Here is a 14,966-nt window from a genome sequence, read left to right as displayed (position 1 = left end):
GGCAACACACAACCCACACAGCCGCAACGTCGGCATGCAGCAGGACGGCAGGACGCCCGAATGCCCATGCCAGCCAAAGCGGATACAACGAGGACACGGACATGGCGCATTTTGAACTGATCGAAAAGATGGCACCCAATGCGGTGATCAAGGTGGTTGGCGTGGGCGGCGGCGGCGGCAATGCCGTGGCGCACATGGTCAACTCGGCGGTGGACGGCGTGGAGTTCATCACCGCCAACACCGACTCGCAGGCCATCAAGAATTGTGGTGCCAAGCTGCAGCTGCAGCTGGGTACCAACGTGACCAAGGGCCTGGGCGCAGGCGCCAACCCGGAAGTCGGCCGCCAGGCCGCGCTGGAAGACCGCGAGCGCATCATGGACGCCCTGCAGGGCGCGGACATGGTGTTCATCACCGCCGGCATGGGCGGCGGCACCGGTACCGGCGCTGCGCCGGTGGTGGCGCAGCTGGCCAAGGAGATGGGCATCCTGACCGTGGCCGTGGTCACCAAGCCGTTCCCGTTCGAAGGCCGTCGCCGCATGCAGGTGGCGCTGAAGGGCATCGAGGAACTGAGCCAGCACTGCGACTCGCTGATCACCATCCCGAACGAGAAGCTGATCACCGTGCTGGGTCGCAACGCGACCATGATCCAGGCCTTCCGTGCCGCCAATGACGTGCTGCAGGGCGCCGTGCAGGGCATCGCCGACCTGATCGTGCGTCCGGGCCTGATCAACGTCGACTTCGCCGACGTGCGCACGGTCATGTCCGAAATGGGCCTGGCGATGATGGGTACCGGCACCGCCCGTGGCGATGACCGTGCCCAGGCCGCTGCCGAAGCCGCGATCCAGAACCCGCTGCTGGACGATGTGAACCTGGCCGGTGCCAACGGCATCCTGGTCAACATCACCGCCGGCGCCGACTTCACCATGGCCGAGTTCGACGAGATCGGCCGCACCATCGATGGCTTCGCTTCGGAAGATGCCACCGTGGTGGTCGGTACCGTGCTGGATCCGGACATGCAGGACGAAGTGCGCGTGACCGTGGTCGCCACCGGCCTGAACCGCGTGTCGGCCAGCAAGACCCAGCGTCCGGGCGAGCGTGCCCCGATCAAGCTGGTCCGTAATGCCACCACCGGCCAGCCGGAGTTCGGCGAGTTCGACAACGGCGGCGACGCCGTGTCGAAGGCGGTGGGTGGCATGGGCATGGGCATGGGCCTGCGTCGTGCCAGCAGTGACACCGCGGCAGCCTCCGCGCCGTCGGCCCCGGCGGCTTCGGCCCCGGCTGCGGCGGAACTGCCGAACGACTACCTGGACATCCCGGCGTTCCTGCGCCGCCAGGCGGACTGAGCGGGGCTGCCCGGGGCTTGTCCTCCCCGGGTTGCGCCACCATGTCCTGAAAACGCGGGCGCCGGGCCAGGATGGGCCCGGCTGCCCTGCTTCATGCGCGTCCCTGCGGCGCGCCGGTGCGTCCTGCCGGCGTCTTCACTGGCGTTTCAGCCGGGGTAGGGGAGCGCGCGTGTTAATCTAATGTGTCACTTCCGGTCCATCCCCCATGATCCAGCAACGCACCCTCAAGAACACGATCCGCGCCACCGGCGTTGGCCTGCACAGCGGTGACAAGGTCTACATGACCCTGCGCCCGGCACCGGTCAATCATGGAATCGTGTTCCGCCGTGTGGACCTGGACCCGGTGGTGGAAGTGCCGGCCAAGGCCGAACTGGTCACCGAAGTGACCCTGTGCACCGGCCTGACCTGCAATGACGCCAAGATCCAGACCGTCGAACACCTGATGTCGGCGCTGGCCGGCCTGGGTGTGGACAACATCATCGTCGAACTGTCTTCGGCCGAGCTGCCGATCATGGACGGTTCGGCCGGCCCGTTCGTGTTCCTGCTGCAGTCGGCGGGCATCGTGGAGCAGGATGCGCCCAAGCGCTTCATCCGCGTGCTGAAGACCGTGGAAGTGACCGAGGGCGACAAGGTGGCCCGCTTCACCCCCTACGAGGGCTACAAGCTGGGCTTCACCATCCAGTTCGACCACCCGATGATCCCGGCCAAGCAGTCGCGCCAGGAAATCGAGTTCTCGACCCTGGCCTACACCAAGGAAATCTCCCGGGCGCGCACCTTCGGCTTCATGCGCGACCTGGAATACATGCGCGAGCGCAATCTCGGCCTGGGCGGTTCGATGGACAATGCCATCGTGCTGGACGAGTTCCGGGTGCTCAACGAAGACGGCCTGCGCTACGCCGACGAATTCGTGCGCCACAAGATCCTCGACGCGATCGGCGACCTCTATCTGGCCGGTGGCCAGGTGCTGGGCGCCTACGAGGGCTTCAAGTCCGGCCACGCACTCAACAACAAGCTGGTACGGGCCCTGATGGCCGACGCCAGCGCCTGGGAATGGGTCAGCTTCGACTCGCCGGCGAGCCCGGATCCGGTCGAATACGCCACTCCGGCCTACGCCTGATACCTGCAGGCCATTGAATTAAAAGAAAAAAACGCCGCCTTCCAGGGCGGCGTTGCGGTTTCTGGTGTCAGTGACGCATTCAGCGCGCCTGGCCCCCCTGCGCGAAGGTCCGAGGTCACGGTTTTGTGAACCTGTTGGACCGGAAGCCTGAATTTAACGCAGTTTTAACAACAATCTAACGACAGGCCCCCGGATGGCAGCTAGGATGCGACCCGGCCCCCGAAATGTTTCACGCCGTGGTGACACGCGCGACGGGGAGCGGAGCCGGATGCTCCGTTGTCGTCAGGACCGCTTCTTCGGCTTCGAAGGAACGTCCTGCAGGCAAGCCAAGGCGTCGCGTAGCCCTTTGTGCGTGGCGGCTGAAACTGCGTGGGGGCCATTCCGGTTGTCGATCGCTGGGGAGCGTGAGGGAGTGGTGGACGCAGTCTTGATGGTCACCCTGGTGGCCTTCAGCCCGATGGAACGGGCCGCGTCGAGCAACTGGGCTTCGGCAAGCCGCAACTTGGCATGCCAGACCGGGGATTCGACGAGAAAAACGAGGTGTTCCCCGTCCACATTGGCCAGCCGGCAACGGCTGCGCAGAGGTGGCGGTAACTGGGGGCGCAACTGACGGTCCAGCGCGTCGAGCCACAAGGCACGCCGCAGCGGGTTCCCGCTTTTGTCCGCCATCACCGCATCCAGCGCCGGTTTCGGCACTGACGCGGGGCGAACGCTGGATTTCGGCTCAGACATGAAAACTCACTGATGGCATTCAAAAAGATCGTAATCAAAACGCGTGAAGGACAGGCCAAAGCGTCGCCGATCGCGCGTTTGCGGTTCTATTTCGAGGACCGCCCCCGCGCCCTGCTGGGCAGCGTGCTCGGGGTAGGCTGCATTATCGGCCTTGCCGGCGGCATTGGCGCCAGCGCGCTGAATGATTCGCGCCTGCAGGCCAAGGTCGAGCGCCAGGATGCGGAGCTGGCCAAGGTCAAGCGCGATGCGCAGACCCAGGTCAACGCGCTGGCCGCCCGGCTCGGCGAGCTGCAGGCCCAGGCCACCCGCCTCAACGCCCTCGGCGAACGGCTGACCCAGATGGGCAAGCTGGAAGATGGCGAGTTCGATTTCAACGAGACCCCCGGTCTCGGTGACGGCGACGCCGGCGGCCCGACCAGCGACATTCCGGTCAAGGACGTCAACGCCGACTTACAGGTGCTGGAGCAGCGCTTCGCTGCTTCAGGCCGCCAGTTGTCGGTGATGGAATCGCTGATGTTCGACCACCAGCTGCAGCAGAACGCCGTGCCCTCGCGCATGCCGATCCGCAACAGCTACGTGACCTCCGGCTTCGGCACCCGTGCCGACCCGTTCGGCCGCGGTGCCGCCACCCACAAGGGCATGGATTTCCACGCCAAGGTCGGTGACCCGGTGATGGCGGTGGCCGAGGGCGTGGTCAGCTTCGCCGGAGTGAAGGGCGGCTACGGCAATGTCGTCGACGTCGACCACGGTAATGGCTATGTCACCCGCTACGCGCACAATTCGCGCCTGGTGGTGAAGGCCGGTGACCTGGTCCGTGCCGGCCAGGAAGTGGCCAAGGCCGGCTCCACTGGCCGCTCGACCGGTGCCCACGTGCACTTCGAGGTGTGGGAGAACGGCAACGTGGTCAACCCGCGCAAGTTCCTCGGCGACGGCGGCAACACGCCGGTCGGCCGCATCAGTCGCGGCTGACCCCTGGTCTGGGGTCAGAGCCCATTCGCCATGGCGAATGGGATCCGACCCCGATCCCGCACGGGGTCGGATCCCTTCCGCAGCGCGGAAGGGCTCTGACCCCATCGCCGAAGGGTTGAAACCCCTCGCGGCCGTCCCAAGCTACAATGGGTGTTGCCATCGACAGGGCGCCAGGCGCCCTGTTTCGTTTGCGGCGGACGGATCCCAAGGGGGAGGCCGGGCGTCGTGTCCATCCAACCCGGTTCCTTCAATGATCAACAGCCTGCTTACCCGCGTATTTGGCAGTCGTAATGAACGACAGCTGCGCCAGCTCAACCGCATCGTCGCCAAGATCAATGCGCTGGAGCCGGAGATCGAGAAGCTTTCCGACGAGCAGCTTCAGGCCAAGACGCCGGAGTTCAAGCAGCGCATCGCCGACGGTGAAGCCCTGGACAAGGTGCTGCCGGAAGCGTTCGCGGTCTGCCGCGAAGCCGGTCGCCGCGTGCTGGGCATGCGCCACTACGACGTGCAGCTGATCGGCGGCATGGTGCTTCACCTGGGCAAGATCGCAGAAATGCGCACCGGTGAAGGCAAGACCCTGGTGGCGACCCTGCCGGTGTACCTCAACGCGCTGGAAGGCAAGGGCGTGCACGTGGTCACCGTGAACGACTACCTGGCGCGCCGTGACGCCGCGCAGATGGGCAAGCTGTACAACTGGCTGGGCCTGAGCGTTGGCGTGGTGTATCCGGGCATGCCGCACAGCGACAAGCGCGAAGCCTACGCTGCCGACATCACCTACGGCACCAACAACGAATTCGGTTTCGATTACCTGCGCGACAACATGGCGCTGTCCAAGGCCGACCGCTACCAGCGCGGCCTGCACTACGCCATCGTCGACGAAGTCGACTCCATCCTGATCGACGAAGCGCGTACCCCGCTGATCATCTCCGGCCCGGCCGATGACTCCCCGGAGCTGTACATCCGGGTCAACCGCGTTGTGCCGCACCTGGTCAAGCAGGAAGTGGAAGACGGCGAGGGCGACTTCTGGGTCGACGAGAAGGGCAAGCAGGTGCACCTGTCCGAAGCGGGCATGGAGCACGCCGAGCAGCTGCTGGTCGAGGCCGGCATCCTCAACGGCGAGACCGAAGGCCTGTACGCGGCGCAGAACCTGACCGTGGTCCACCACCTGAACGCCGCGCTGCGCGCGCATGCGATCTACCAGCGTGACGTGGACTACATCGTGCGCGACGGCGAAGTGGTCATCGTCGACGAATTCACCGGCCGTACCCTGGCCGGCCGCCGCTGGTCCGATGGCCTGCACCAGGCGGTGGAAGCGAAGGAAGGCGTGCCGGTCCAGCGCGAGAACCAGACGCTGGCAAGCATCACCTTCCAGAACCTGTTCCGCATGTACAAGAAGCTGTCCGGCATGACCGGTACGGCCGATACCGAAGCGTTCGAGTTCCAGAGCATCTACGGCCTGGAAGTGGTGGTCATCCCGACCAACCGCCCGACCATCCGCAAGGACAGCCCGGACCAGGTGTTCCTCAACCGCAAGGGCAAGTTCAACGCGGTGCTGGCCGACATCGAAGAGTGCGCCAAGCGCGGCCAGCCGGTGCTGGTGGGTACCACTTCGATCGAAACCTCGGAGATGCTGTCCGAGCACCTGAGCAAGGCCGGCGTGAAGCACGAAGTGCTCAACGCCAAGCAGCATGACCGCGAAGCGACCATCGTCGCCAACGCCGGCCGTCCGGCGGCGGTGACCATCGCCACCAACATGGCCGGCCGTGGTACCGACATCGTGCTGGGCGGCTCGCTGGAAGCCGAGATCCACGCCCTGGGCGAGGACGCGACCGATCAGCAGAAGGCTGCGGTCAAGGCCGAATGGCAGAAGCGCCACGATGCAGTGAAGGCCGCTGGCGGTCTGCACATCGTCGGCACCGAGCGCCATGAATCGCGCCGTATCGACAACCAGCTGCGCGGCCGTTCGGGCCGCCAGGGTGACCCGGGTTCGTCCCGTTTCTACCTGTCGCTGGAAGACAACCTGATGCGCATCTTCGCCTCCGACTGGGTGCAGAAGGCCATGCGCATGATGGGCATGAAGGAAGACGACGTCATCGAGGACCGCCTGGTCAGCCGCCAGATCGAGAAGGCGCAGCGCAAGGTCGAGGCCCACAACTTCGACATCCGCAAGAACCTGCTGGACTTCGACGACGTCAACAACGACCAGCGCAAGGTGATCTACGCCCAGCGCGACGAGCTGCTGGACGCCGAGTCGGTGAAGGACAACGTCGATGGCATCCGCGACGACGTGATCTTCGATGTGGTGGCGCGCTTCGTGCCGCCGAACTCGATCGACGAGCAGTGGGACCTGCGTGGCCTGGAGGCGACCCTGCTGTCGGACTTCGGCCTGCAGATGTCGCTGACCGATCTGGTCAAGGATCACGAGGAACTGGATGCCGAGGCGATCGCGGCCAAGGTGCAGGAGCGGGTCAACCAGCACTTCGCCGAGAAGGAAGCCGGCGTGGGCGAAGAGACCATGCGCGCACTGGAGAAGCACGTGATGCTGACCGTGCTGGACCAGAGCTGGAAGGAGCATCTGGCGCGCATGGACTACCTGCGCCAGGGCATCTACCTGCGTGGCTACGCGCAGAAGCAGCCGAAGCAGGAGTACAAGAAGGAAGCCTTCGAGCTGTTCTCGGACATGCTGGAGAACGTCAAGCGCGAAGTGGTGACCCTGCTGTCGCGTGTGCGCGTGCGCAGCGACGAGGAAGTGCAGGCACTGGAAGCCGCCGAGCGCCAGCAGGCCGAAGCCCGCCTGAGCCAGTCGCAGTTCCAGCACCAGGACGTGGGTGGCTACAGCGCCGACGAGGAAGCCGCGCAGGTGCAGGCCGCCCAGCAGGGCGTGGCACAGCTGCAGCGCGACGAGCCGAAGATCGGCCGCAATGATCCGTGCCCGTGCGGCAGTGGCAAGAAGTACAAGCACTGCCACGGCCAGCTGAGCTGATCCGGAAGAGCCCCGCGAACGCGGGGCTTTTCTTTTGTGGTACATGATCCTGGCCAGATCCGCGATTGCGCCGATCGCCCTGTTCTGGGCATGCTTCCCCCATGCCTTCCCCCACCCGATCGATCCATGTCGTGGCTGCCGTCATCACCGACGCGCGTGGCCGCGTGCTGCTCAACCGCCGTACCGAGAACCGCGACATGGCCGGGCTGTGGGAATTCCCCGGTGGCAAGCGCGAATCCGGCGAGACCTCCGAACAGGCCCTGGTGCGCGAGCTGCGCGAGGAACTGGGCATCGAGGCCGATGTCGGCGAGTGGCTGATGGACGTGCCGCAGCGCTACCCGGACAAGCACCTGACCCTGGAAGTGCGCCATGTGCGCAGCTGGAAAGGCACCCCACGCGGGCGCGAGGGCCAGGCGATTACCTGGGTGGCGCAGGACAAGCTGGGCCGCTATTCGATGCCGCCTGCCGATCTGCCGGTGGTGGCCGCATTGCGCCAGCCCGACCGCTACCTGATCACCCCGGCGCCGGCCGACGATGCCAGCGGCGTGCAGCAGTGGCATGACCAGCTGCAGCGGGCGGTGGCGGCCGGTCAGCAGCGCATCCAGCTGCGCCTGCCTGCTGACCATCCGCAGCGGCAGGCGATGGTCGAGCAGGCCGTGCGCGCGCATCGCCGCAATGGGGTGCAGTGGCTGCTCAACCGCGATATCGAACTGGCACGCGCATTGGGCGTGGGCGTGCACCTGGGCAGCGAACAACTGTTGCAGCTGTCGCAGCGGCCGCTTCCCGCGGGCCAGCTGGTGGCGGCCTCCTGCCATGACCTGCCGCAGCTGCAGGCCGCACAGCGTCTGGGCTGCGACTTCGCCGTGCTCGGGCCGGTGCAGGCCACGGCCAGCCATCCGCACGCCGAGCCGTTGGGCTGGGATGCCTTCGCCACACTGCGTGCGCAGGTGTCACTGCCGATCTACGCGCTGGGTGGCCTGGGCAGTGGCCACATTGCCGAGGCGCGCCGCCATGGTGGGCAGGGCATCGCCGCGATCCGCGGGTTGTGGCCGGAGTAAGAACGAATCCTGGGGTCAGAGCCCTTTCCGCTGGAAAGCGATCCGACCCCTCCCGATCACAACGTGATCCAGAAACACCCGTATTGCCGCCGCAACCCCAGCACCGTCGAGGCGCGCGCCACGCTGCCGGGCAGGGTCTGCTCCAGGCGCAGGCCGATCGGATGCCGTACGGCCGGCGGCTCAGGGTCGGCTTCCTGTGCAGCAGGGCTCTGACCCTCCTCCTGCGAGGACGCCGGCCCCTGTGACGGATACACCGGCACCACGTCCACCAGTGGCCGTCGCGCCAGCGATTCGAGTTGGCCGAGGATGCGTTGTGCACCGGCGTCGGAGACCGCACCCCACAGGTACAGCGAAGACAGCCGGTTCACATCGTTGCTGGCGATGCCGCTGCGCAGCGCCTCGACCAGCTCGCTCAACCGGCGCGGGCAGCGTGCACCCAGTGTGTCACGCTGGCCGATGTTGCCCGTCGATGCAGGCGCAGGTGGTGGCAGGCGCGAGCGCGCGCCGACGCTGTCACAGGGCCGATCGGTATAGACGCTCTGGCCCTGCGCGTCGCTGCAGCGGTTCAGGCGCGTGGTTTGTGCGTGGGCCGCGTTCGGCGGCGACCACAACGGCAGCAGCAACAGCAGGAAGGAAAGCCGGATCATCCCTGCAGGGTAGCGCCGATCACGCCTTCCCGGCGTGCTTTCAGCCCTGCAGCAGTTTCAGCACCGAGGTGGTCGGCTTGGCCAGGTTCAAGGTGTAGAAGTGCAGCCCGGGCGCTCCGCCTTCGATCAGGCGCTGGCACAGCCTGGCCACCACTTCGGCACCGAAAGCACGTACCGACTCGGCGTCATCGCCGTAGGCCTGCATCTTGCGGCCGATCCAGCGCGGAATCTCCGCACCGCACTGCTCGGAGAAGCGGCGCAGCTGGCTGAAGTTGGCGATCGGCATGATGCCGGGCGTGATCGGCACCTGCACGCCGAGCCGGCGCACTTCATCGACGAAGTGGAAGTAGGCATCCGGGTTGAAGAAATACTGGGTGATCGCCGCGTCGGCACCGGCATCGATCTTGGCCTTGAAGTGCTTCAGGTCGGCCAGTGCATCGGTCGCCTGCGGATGCGTTTCCGGGTACGCGCCCACTTCGATGTGGAAGGCATCGCCGTGCTCGGCGCGGATGAACGCGATCAGCTCGGCGGCATAGCGCATGTCGCCGGGGAAGCCCATGCCGGAGGGCAGGTCGCCGCGCAGTGCGACCAGGCGCCGGCACCCGATGGCGCGGTACAGCTTGAGCAGCTCGCGGATTTCCTGGCGCGTGCCGCCGACGCAGGACAGGTGCGGCGCGGCCTCGAAGCCATGATGCTGGTTGAGGTGGCGCACCGTCTCCGAGGTGTAGCTCAGGGTCGAGCCACCGGCGCCGAAGGTACACGACACGTACTCCGGACTGTAGTCCTTCAGCCTGGCCGCGGCACGGTCCAGCTGGCTGCGCTGTTCGTCGGTCTTGGGCGGATAGAACTCGAAGCTGATGGCGGTCATGGCGCGGGCGGCGGCGGCGGTTGTGAATAAGTATATCGCTTCATCAAGATGGATGTGCAATGAATGTGTGAGGGGCACCATCCGTCCGTGCGACCGTTCGCCCCGGCGTCCGGCCGCTGCTCCGAAATCGCAACCGGGCTGCCACGGCCGACCGCAGGCTGCTTCCATCCCGGCAACATCCACCCGATGAAGGAGCAGACGATGAAGATCTTCCTGGCACTCTGGTACGCAATGAAGGCGCTGGCCCGGCTGGCGATGATCGGCATGGCGATGGCCGTGCTGGGCTCCGGTTCCGCCCATGCGGCGGCCGCCACAGGCACCGGCAAGGTGCAGGTCGAGGTGGTCGGCACAGGCCGCCCGGTGTTGATGATCCCCGGCCTCAACAGCAGCGCCGAGGTCTGGCGCGAGACCTGCCTGGCACTGAAGGACGTGCAGTGCCACCTGGTGCAGCTGCCGGGTTTCGCCGGCGCGGCAGCGGCCGATCCGGATCCGGCCGGGTTCCTGCCGGCGATGCGCGGGCAGCTGCTGGCCTACCTGCATGACCGCCACCTGGGGCCGGTGGTGGTGGTCGGCCACAGCCTGGGCGGCCTGCTGGGCCTGCAGATGGCGCAGGCCGAGCCGAACGCGGTCAGCGCGCTGGTGGTGGTTGATGCACTGCCGTTCCTGCCGGCGGCACGTGACCCGAACGCCACCGCGGACAGCGTGCGGCCCATGGCCGACCAGTTGCGCAAGGGGATGCTGGCCGCCGACGCCGCGCAGTGGCAGGCGCAGCTGAAGGCCGGGCTGCCAGGCATGACCCGGAATCCGCAGCGCCAGGCCGAGCTGGGGCGCTGGGGCGAAGCCAGCGACCGCCAGACCACGGCCGATGCCATGCATGCGGTGATGACCACCGACCTGCGTGACAGCATCGCCTCGATCAGCGCGCCGACGCTGGTGCTGGGCAGTTGGGCTGGCTACCAGCCGATGGGCGGCACCGAAGACAGCACCCGCGCGGTGTTCCTGGCGCAGTACGCGAAGCTGCGGGGCGTGCAGGTGGCGATGAGTGCGCAGGGCTTCCACTTCCTGATGTGGGATGATCCGAGCTGGTTGCAGGAGCAGCTGCGTCGCTTCCTGGCCGCGCATTCCTGATTGCTGTGCATTCCCTGCCCACCGCCAAGGCCCACATGGACGCCACCACGCCCTCCCGCCGCTTCTGGACGCTCAACGCACTGGCGTGGTCCGGCTATGCGCTGTACGGGCTGTGGGTCGGGATGCGGATCGGGGGCGGCGCGGTATACAGCGGCATCGTGTTGATCACCGTCAGCGTGGCTGCCTGCCTGTGGCTGTGCAGCGGTGCGCTGCGCTCGGTTGCGCTGCGCCAGCGCTGGTGGGACGGAAGCCTGGGCAGCCTGCTGCTGAAGCTGGCCGCCGGCGTGGTGCTGGGGGCCAGCGTCGCACAGCTGGTGACCGCCGCGCTGCTGCTGCCGGCGCTGGCGCTGGGCTGGGTGCAACTGCCCGGAGGCCATGCGGACTACCAATGGTCTTCGGTACTGGTGTACTGGATGAACACCGCGCTGTTCCTGCTGATGTGGACCGGCCTGTGGGCCGGCCTGCACGGCCTGCGCCGGGCCCGCCACAGTGAGCTGGCGCGGCTGCGCGCAGAGGCCGAGCGCAGCGCACTGGAACGGGACGCACTGCGTGCGCGGCTCAACCCGCACTTCATGTTCAATGCGCTGAACAACCTGCGCGCGCTGATCCTGGAAGACCCGGAACGCGCGCGCGACATGGTGACCCGGCTGTCGCGCACGCTGCGCCAGGCCCTGGCGCACAACCGCAGCGAGCAGGTCACGCTGGCCGAGGAGCTGGCGATGGTCGACGACTACCTGGCGATCGAGGCGATCCACTTCGAACAGCGGCTGCAGGTGCAGCAGCACATCGAGGCCGATGCCTCGCAGGCGCAGCTGCCGGCGATGGCGCTGCAGCTGCTGGTGGAGAACGCGATCAAGCACGGCATTGCCAGCCGTCCCGGCGGCGGCGAGGTGCGGATCCGTGCTTCGCTGGACCACGACGTGCTGCGCCTGCGGGTGGACAATCCGCTGGGCAGTGCCGGCGAGCCCAGTCACGGGCACGGTGTTGGCCTGGCCTATCTGCGTGCGCAGCTCGGCACGCGCGGGCGTTTCACCCTGCAGCCGGTCGGCGACCGCATGCAGGCGCTGCTGGAGATTCCGCAATGAGCGCGATGCTGCGCGTGCTGATCGTCGATGATGCGCGGCTGGCGCGGCAGGAACTGCGTACCCTGCTGTCGGCGCTGCCGTGGGTGCAGTGCGTGGGCGAGGCCGATGATGTGCCCGCCGCACGCGAGGCGATCGCCACGCTGGCGCCGGACCTGGTGCTGCTCGATGTGCAGATGCCTTCCGGCAGTGGCTTCGATGTGCTGGACGACCTGGAGACGGTGCCGGCCGTGGTCTTCGTTACGGCCTATGACACCTATGCTGTACGCGCGTTCCAGGCCAATGCGCTGGACTACCTGGTGAAGCCGGTCGAGGCGCCGCGGCTGCTGGAGGCGCTGGAGCGGGCCCGCCAGCATCCGGCGGTTGCGGGCGAAGCGCCGGCGTTGCGCGGCACGCTGGGCGCGCAGGACCAGGTGTTCGTGCGCGAAGGCGAACGCTGCTGGTTCGTGGCGGTTTCCGAGATCCGCCGGCTGGTGGTGGATGGCAACTACACGCGGTTGTGGTTCCGCGACCAGAACGCCCTGCTGACCCGCAGCCTGAGTGCATTGGAAGCCCGCCTGCCGCCGGATCTGTTCTTCCGTGCCAACCGCAACACCCTGGTCAACCTGCGCCGCATCCGTGGCGTGACGCCGAGCATCGGCGATGGCTATGACCTGGCGCTGGATGACGGCAGCGAGGTGGAGGTGTCGAGGCGGCAGGCCCGCGACCTGCGCGAGCGGATGGCGCTGTAGCCGTGGTTACAGTTCGGCACTGACCGGACTGGTGGCAAATCCCCACAGCAGGCGCGCCATGACCGCTGGCGAACGCGCCTGCGCGCGCGCGTAGGCCAGCAGGGCATCCAGTCGTGGACGGTCGTAGAGATGGCCGGCCAGCAGCACCGCGTGCACGCGCCGGGTATGGGCGGTGTCCTGTAGCGGATTGCCGTCGAGCAGCACCAGATCGGCGGCCTTGCCGACATCGACGCTGCCGTGCGAGGCCTGCAGTTCCAGGTGGCGCGCCGCCTGCAGCGTAGCGGCGCGCAGCACGTCGGCCTGGCCGAGGCCGGCCTGTCGCAGCCATTGCAGCTCATCGTGGTAGCGCAACCCGCCCAGCCCGGTGTCGGTGCCGACCAGCACGGTGACGCCTGCCCGATGCGCAGCACCGGTGAGCGCCAGGCCATGTTCGAAGTAGGCCCTCAGCGCGTCTTCGCCGCGCAGTCCGGGATAGCGCTGCACCGTCGCCTTGAGATCGTCACGCCATGCCCAGCGCGAGAGCGGATCGAGATAGGCCAGGCGCGGATCGTCGACGAAGGCCGGGTCACGTGCGCGCGCGTCTTCTTCGCGGGTCACGTGGGTGGGCACGAAGGCGGCGCCGCTGGCCTGCATCAGCCCGAACGCTTCGTTGCAGAGCGCCGGTTGGTAGCCGCCGACCATGCGTTCGGCCAGGGCGGTCGGGTCTTCGCCATCCAGCGTGCCGCCCCGCCAGGCGGCGGCATTGTCGAAGCAGTGGCGGACGAACAGGTGGGCGTGCTCGAAACTGCGCTGGCCTGCCTGCAGGGCGTCCTCCAGCGGCACGGCCCTGGGCAGGTGCCCGACCAGCGGGCGGTGCATCCGCTGTGCTTCGCCGGCCAGCCGCTGGTAGGTATCCGCACGCAACCGGTTGTAGACCTTCAGCGCATCGATGCCGCGTGCGGTGTAGGCACGTGCGCGCAGTACAGCGGCCTCCGGTGCGAGCGCCGGATCTTCAAAGTAGAAGCTGGCGATCTGCACGAAGCGCGGCGCGACCTGCTGCCCGGCAATGGCCTGTGCGGTCCAGCGGCGCTTGTCGGCCACGCAGGCAATGAGCGGGTCGGCCGGCTGCGGGCAGTCCATCATGTCGCGGGTACCGGTGATGCCGTTGGCCAGCATCAGCGGGAACTGCAGCTGCGGTGACAACTGCAGGGCATGGGTGTGCATGTCCCAGAAGCCCGGCAGCAGCCAGCGACCCCCGGCATCGAGGACCGGCAATGCCGGGTCATGCGCCTGTTCGCCGATGGCAGCGATGGTGCCGTTGCGCAGGATCACCGTGGTGGGTTCGCTGACCTCGCCACGCGCGACGTCGACCACCCGCGCGTTGAGGATCACCCGGCTGTTGCCGGGTTCGGGCAGCGGCGGTGCCGGCAGCGGCCAGAGCAGGGCAGCGCTGAACAGCAGCGGCGGCACCAGCACGAAGGCGGCCAGCACGTAGGGCCATCGGCGGCGGCGGGGCAAGGCGCGTGCTGCATCCATGAGCCGGCAATCCAGAGGGTGGGTCGCCCGCAGGGTGCGGCAAGTACGCGACGGATGCCAGTGACCATCGGCATCCGCTCCACCGCGCCCGCGGGCGGTTACCCTGTGCAGCGGATTTCCTGATCGTGTCCCGCCATGTCCATCGTCCTCACCGATTTCGCCCGTCCCCGCCTGTTCCCGCGCGTGCCGCGTGGTAACACCATCCAGGACTGCACGGCCGAGCAGTTCGAAGCCCACCTCAACGCGCACGCGCCGATGAAAGTGCTCGATGGCTACGCACCATTCTGCAAGCTGTTCGTCTACGAGAACTGGACCCGCACGCGCTGTCTCACGGTGCCGGTTACCGATGCCAACCGCCACCTGCTGCGCAGCGGCTACGAAGCGCGCAATCGAGAAGAGCTGCCGGTGCTGGTGCGCTGGTTCGAAGGCGTGGAGTCGCCGCGTGCGAACTATCTGGTGGTGATCCTGTACAGCGCCGAACAGCTGGCCAGGGAAGGTTCACCGATCGAGGCCGACTGGGGCATCGTCGGCTGCATCTACACCGCCGAGCCGGAAGAGGTGCCGATGGCGCCGATCACGATGATGCGCAATGCGCTGGGCGTGGACGAAGGGGGTTCGGGCGTGCCGCTGGACCGTGAGGCCTACCGGCGCTCGGTGGCGTTCTGGGAGAACAACGCCAACTGGCGGCCGTAGCCGGCCCGGGTCGGCCCCCCGCGGCGCGGGGCTCTGACCCGATCGTTCGAACCCGGAGCCTGGGCCCTTCCCTTGGGAAAGCGAGCCGACCCCATGCGCG

At 67.3% G+C, this 14,966-nt stretch carries 13 protein-coding genes; 9 read left to right on the top strand and 4 right to left on the bottom strand.

The window, feature by feature from the left end; all coding sequences use genetic code 11:
- Nucleotides 1–101: 101 nt before the first annotated feature.
- Entirely contained in the window at nucleotides 102–1,343 is a 1,242-nt protein-coding gene (gene ftsZ / locus Q0P60_RS04505; RefSeq protein WP_294988844.1) for a cell division protein FtsZ, read from the top strand.
- A gap of 205 nt (nucleotides 1,344–1,548) precedes the next feature.
- Nucleotides 1,549–2,460 (top strand): UDP-3-O-acyl-N-acetylglucosamine deacetylase, encoded by a 912-nt coding sequence (gene lpxC / locus Q0P60_RS04500; RefSeq protein ID WP_294988841.1) that lies wholly within the window; start codon nucleotides 1,549–1,551, stop codon nucleotides 2,458–2,460.
- Between the two features lie 282 nt (nucleotides 2,461–2,742).
- Here lpxC and Q0P60_RS04495 read toward each other — a convergent pair whose 3' ends face one another.
- Nucleotides 2,743–3,192 (bottom strand): DUF721 domain-containing protein, encoded by a 450-nt coding sequence (locus Q0P60_RS04495; RefSeq protein ID WP_032956682.1) that lies wholly within the window; start codon nucleotides 3,190–3,192, stop codon nucleotides 2,743–2,745.
- A gap of 12 nt (nucleotides 3,193–3,204) precedes the next feature.
- Between Q0P60_RS04495 and Q0P60_RS04490 the strand changes: the two genes are divergently transcribed.
- The 3 genes from Q0P60_RS04490 to Q0P60_RS04480 all read left to right on the top strand — a co-directional run bounded on the left by Q0P60_RS04490 (nucleotide 3,205) and on the right by Q0P60_RS04480 (nucleotide 8,202).
- Nucleotides 3,205–4,161 carry a M23 family metallopeptidase gene (locus Q0P60_RS04490; protein ID WP_294988835.1) on the top strand — a complete coding sequence of 319 codons (957 nt, stop codon included), beginning with the start codon at nucleotides 3,205–3,207 and terminating at the stop codon, nucleotides 4,159–4,161.
- 250 nt (nucleotides 4,162–4,411) lie between these two features.
- Nucleotides 4,412–7,144, top strand: a complete 2,733-nt coding sequence (secA, locus tag Q0P60_RS04485) for a preprotein translocase subunit SecA (protein WP_294988832.1) — start codon at nucleotides 4,412–4,414, stop codon at nucleotides 7,142–7,144.
- Nucleotides 7,145–7,245: 101 nt separating this feature from the next.
- Nucleotides 7,246–8,202 (top strand): Nudix family hydrolase, encoded by a 957-nt coding sequence (locus tag Q0P60_RS04480; protein WP_294988829.1) that lies wholly within the window; start codon nucleotides 7,246–7,248, stop codon nucleotides 8,200–8,202.
- Between the two features lie 56 nt (nucleotides 8,203–8,258).
- Here Q0P60_RS04480 and Q0P60_RS04475 read toward each other — a convergent pair whose 3' ends face one another.
- Together Q0P60_RS04475 and metF are read right to left on the bottom strand one after the other, a co-directional pair.
- Nucleotides 8,259–8,849 carry a DUF4124 domain-containing protein gene (locus Q0P60_RS04475; RefSeq protein ID WP_294988826.1) on the bottom strand — a complete coding sequence of 197 codons (591 nt, stop codon included), beginning with the start codon at nucleotides 8,847–8,849 and terminating at the stop codon, nucleotides 8,259–8,261.
- Nucleotides 8,850–8,889: 40 nt separating this feature from the next.
- Complete coding sequence (gene metF / locus Q0P60_RS04470) at nucleotides 8,890–9,717, bottom strand: methylenetetrahydrofolate reductase [NAD(P)H] (RefSeq protein WP_294988824.1); 828 nt, start codon at nucleotides 9,715–9,717, stop codon at nucleotides 8,890–8,892.
- Nucleotides 9,718–9,918: 201 nt separating this feature from the next.
- Here metF and Q0P60_RS04465 point away from each other — a divergent pair, with 201 nt between their 5' ends.
- From Q0P60_RS04465 to Q0P60_RS04455, 3 genes are read left to right on the top strand one after another with little or no spacing between them, the layout of a single operon-like run.
- On the top strand, nucleotides 9,919–10,845 hold the full coding sequence (locus Q0P60_RS04465) for an alpha/beta hydrolase (RefSeq protein ID WP_294988821.1): 927 nt from the start codon (nucleotides 9,919–9,921) through the stop codon (nucleotides 10,843–10,845).
- A gap of 35 nt (nucleotides 10,846–10,880) precedes the next feature.
- Nucleotides 10,881–11,930, top strand: a complete 1,050-nt coding sequence (locus tag Q0P60_RS04460; RefSeq protein WP_345780313.1) for a histidine kinase — start codon at nucleotides 10,881–10,883, stop codon at nucleotides 11,928–11,930.
- Nucleotides 11,927–12,658, top strand: a complete 732-nt coding sequence (locus Q0P60_RS04455) for a LytTR family DNA-binding domain-containing protein (protein WP_294988815.1) — start codon at nucleotides 11,927–11,929, stop codon at nucleotides 12,656–12,658. The genes Q0P60_RS04460 and Q0P60_RS04455 overlap by 4 nt, the downstream gene beginning before the upstream one ends.
- 6 nt (nucleotides 12,659–12,664) lie before the next feature.
- Here Q0P60_RS04455 and Q0P60_RS04450 read toward each other — a convergent pair whose 3' ends face one another.
- Nucleotides 12,665–14,173, bottom strand: coding sequence for an amidohydrolase family protein (locus Q0P60_RS04450; RefSeq protein WP_294988810.1), 1,509 nt, complete (start codon nucleotides 14,171–14,173; stop codon nucleotides 12,665–12,667).
- Between the two features lie 135 nt (nucleotides 14,174–14,308).
- On the opposite strand from Q0P60_RS04450, the gene Q0P60_RS04445 reads away from it, so the two are divergent.
- The gene (locus Q0P60_RS04445) at nucleotides 14,309–14,866 is read left to right on the top strand and encodes a DUF3228 family protein (protein ID WP_294988807.1); all 558 of its coding nucleotides are present in this window, start codon (nucleotides 14,309–14,311) and stop codon (nucleotides 14,864–14,866) included.
- Nucleotides 14,867–14,966: the final 100 nt, after the last annotated feature.

The sequence above is a fragment of the uncultured Stenotrophomonas sp. genome, from assembly GCF_945952405.1.
Classification (GTDB): domain Bacteria; phylum Pseudomonadota; class Gammaproteobacteria; order Xanthomonadales; family Xanthomonadaceae; genus Stenotrophomonas.
This window is presented reverse-complemented; position numbering and strand designations above follow the sequence as displayed.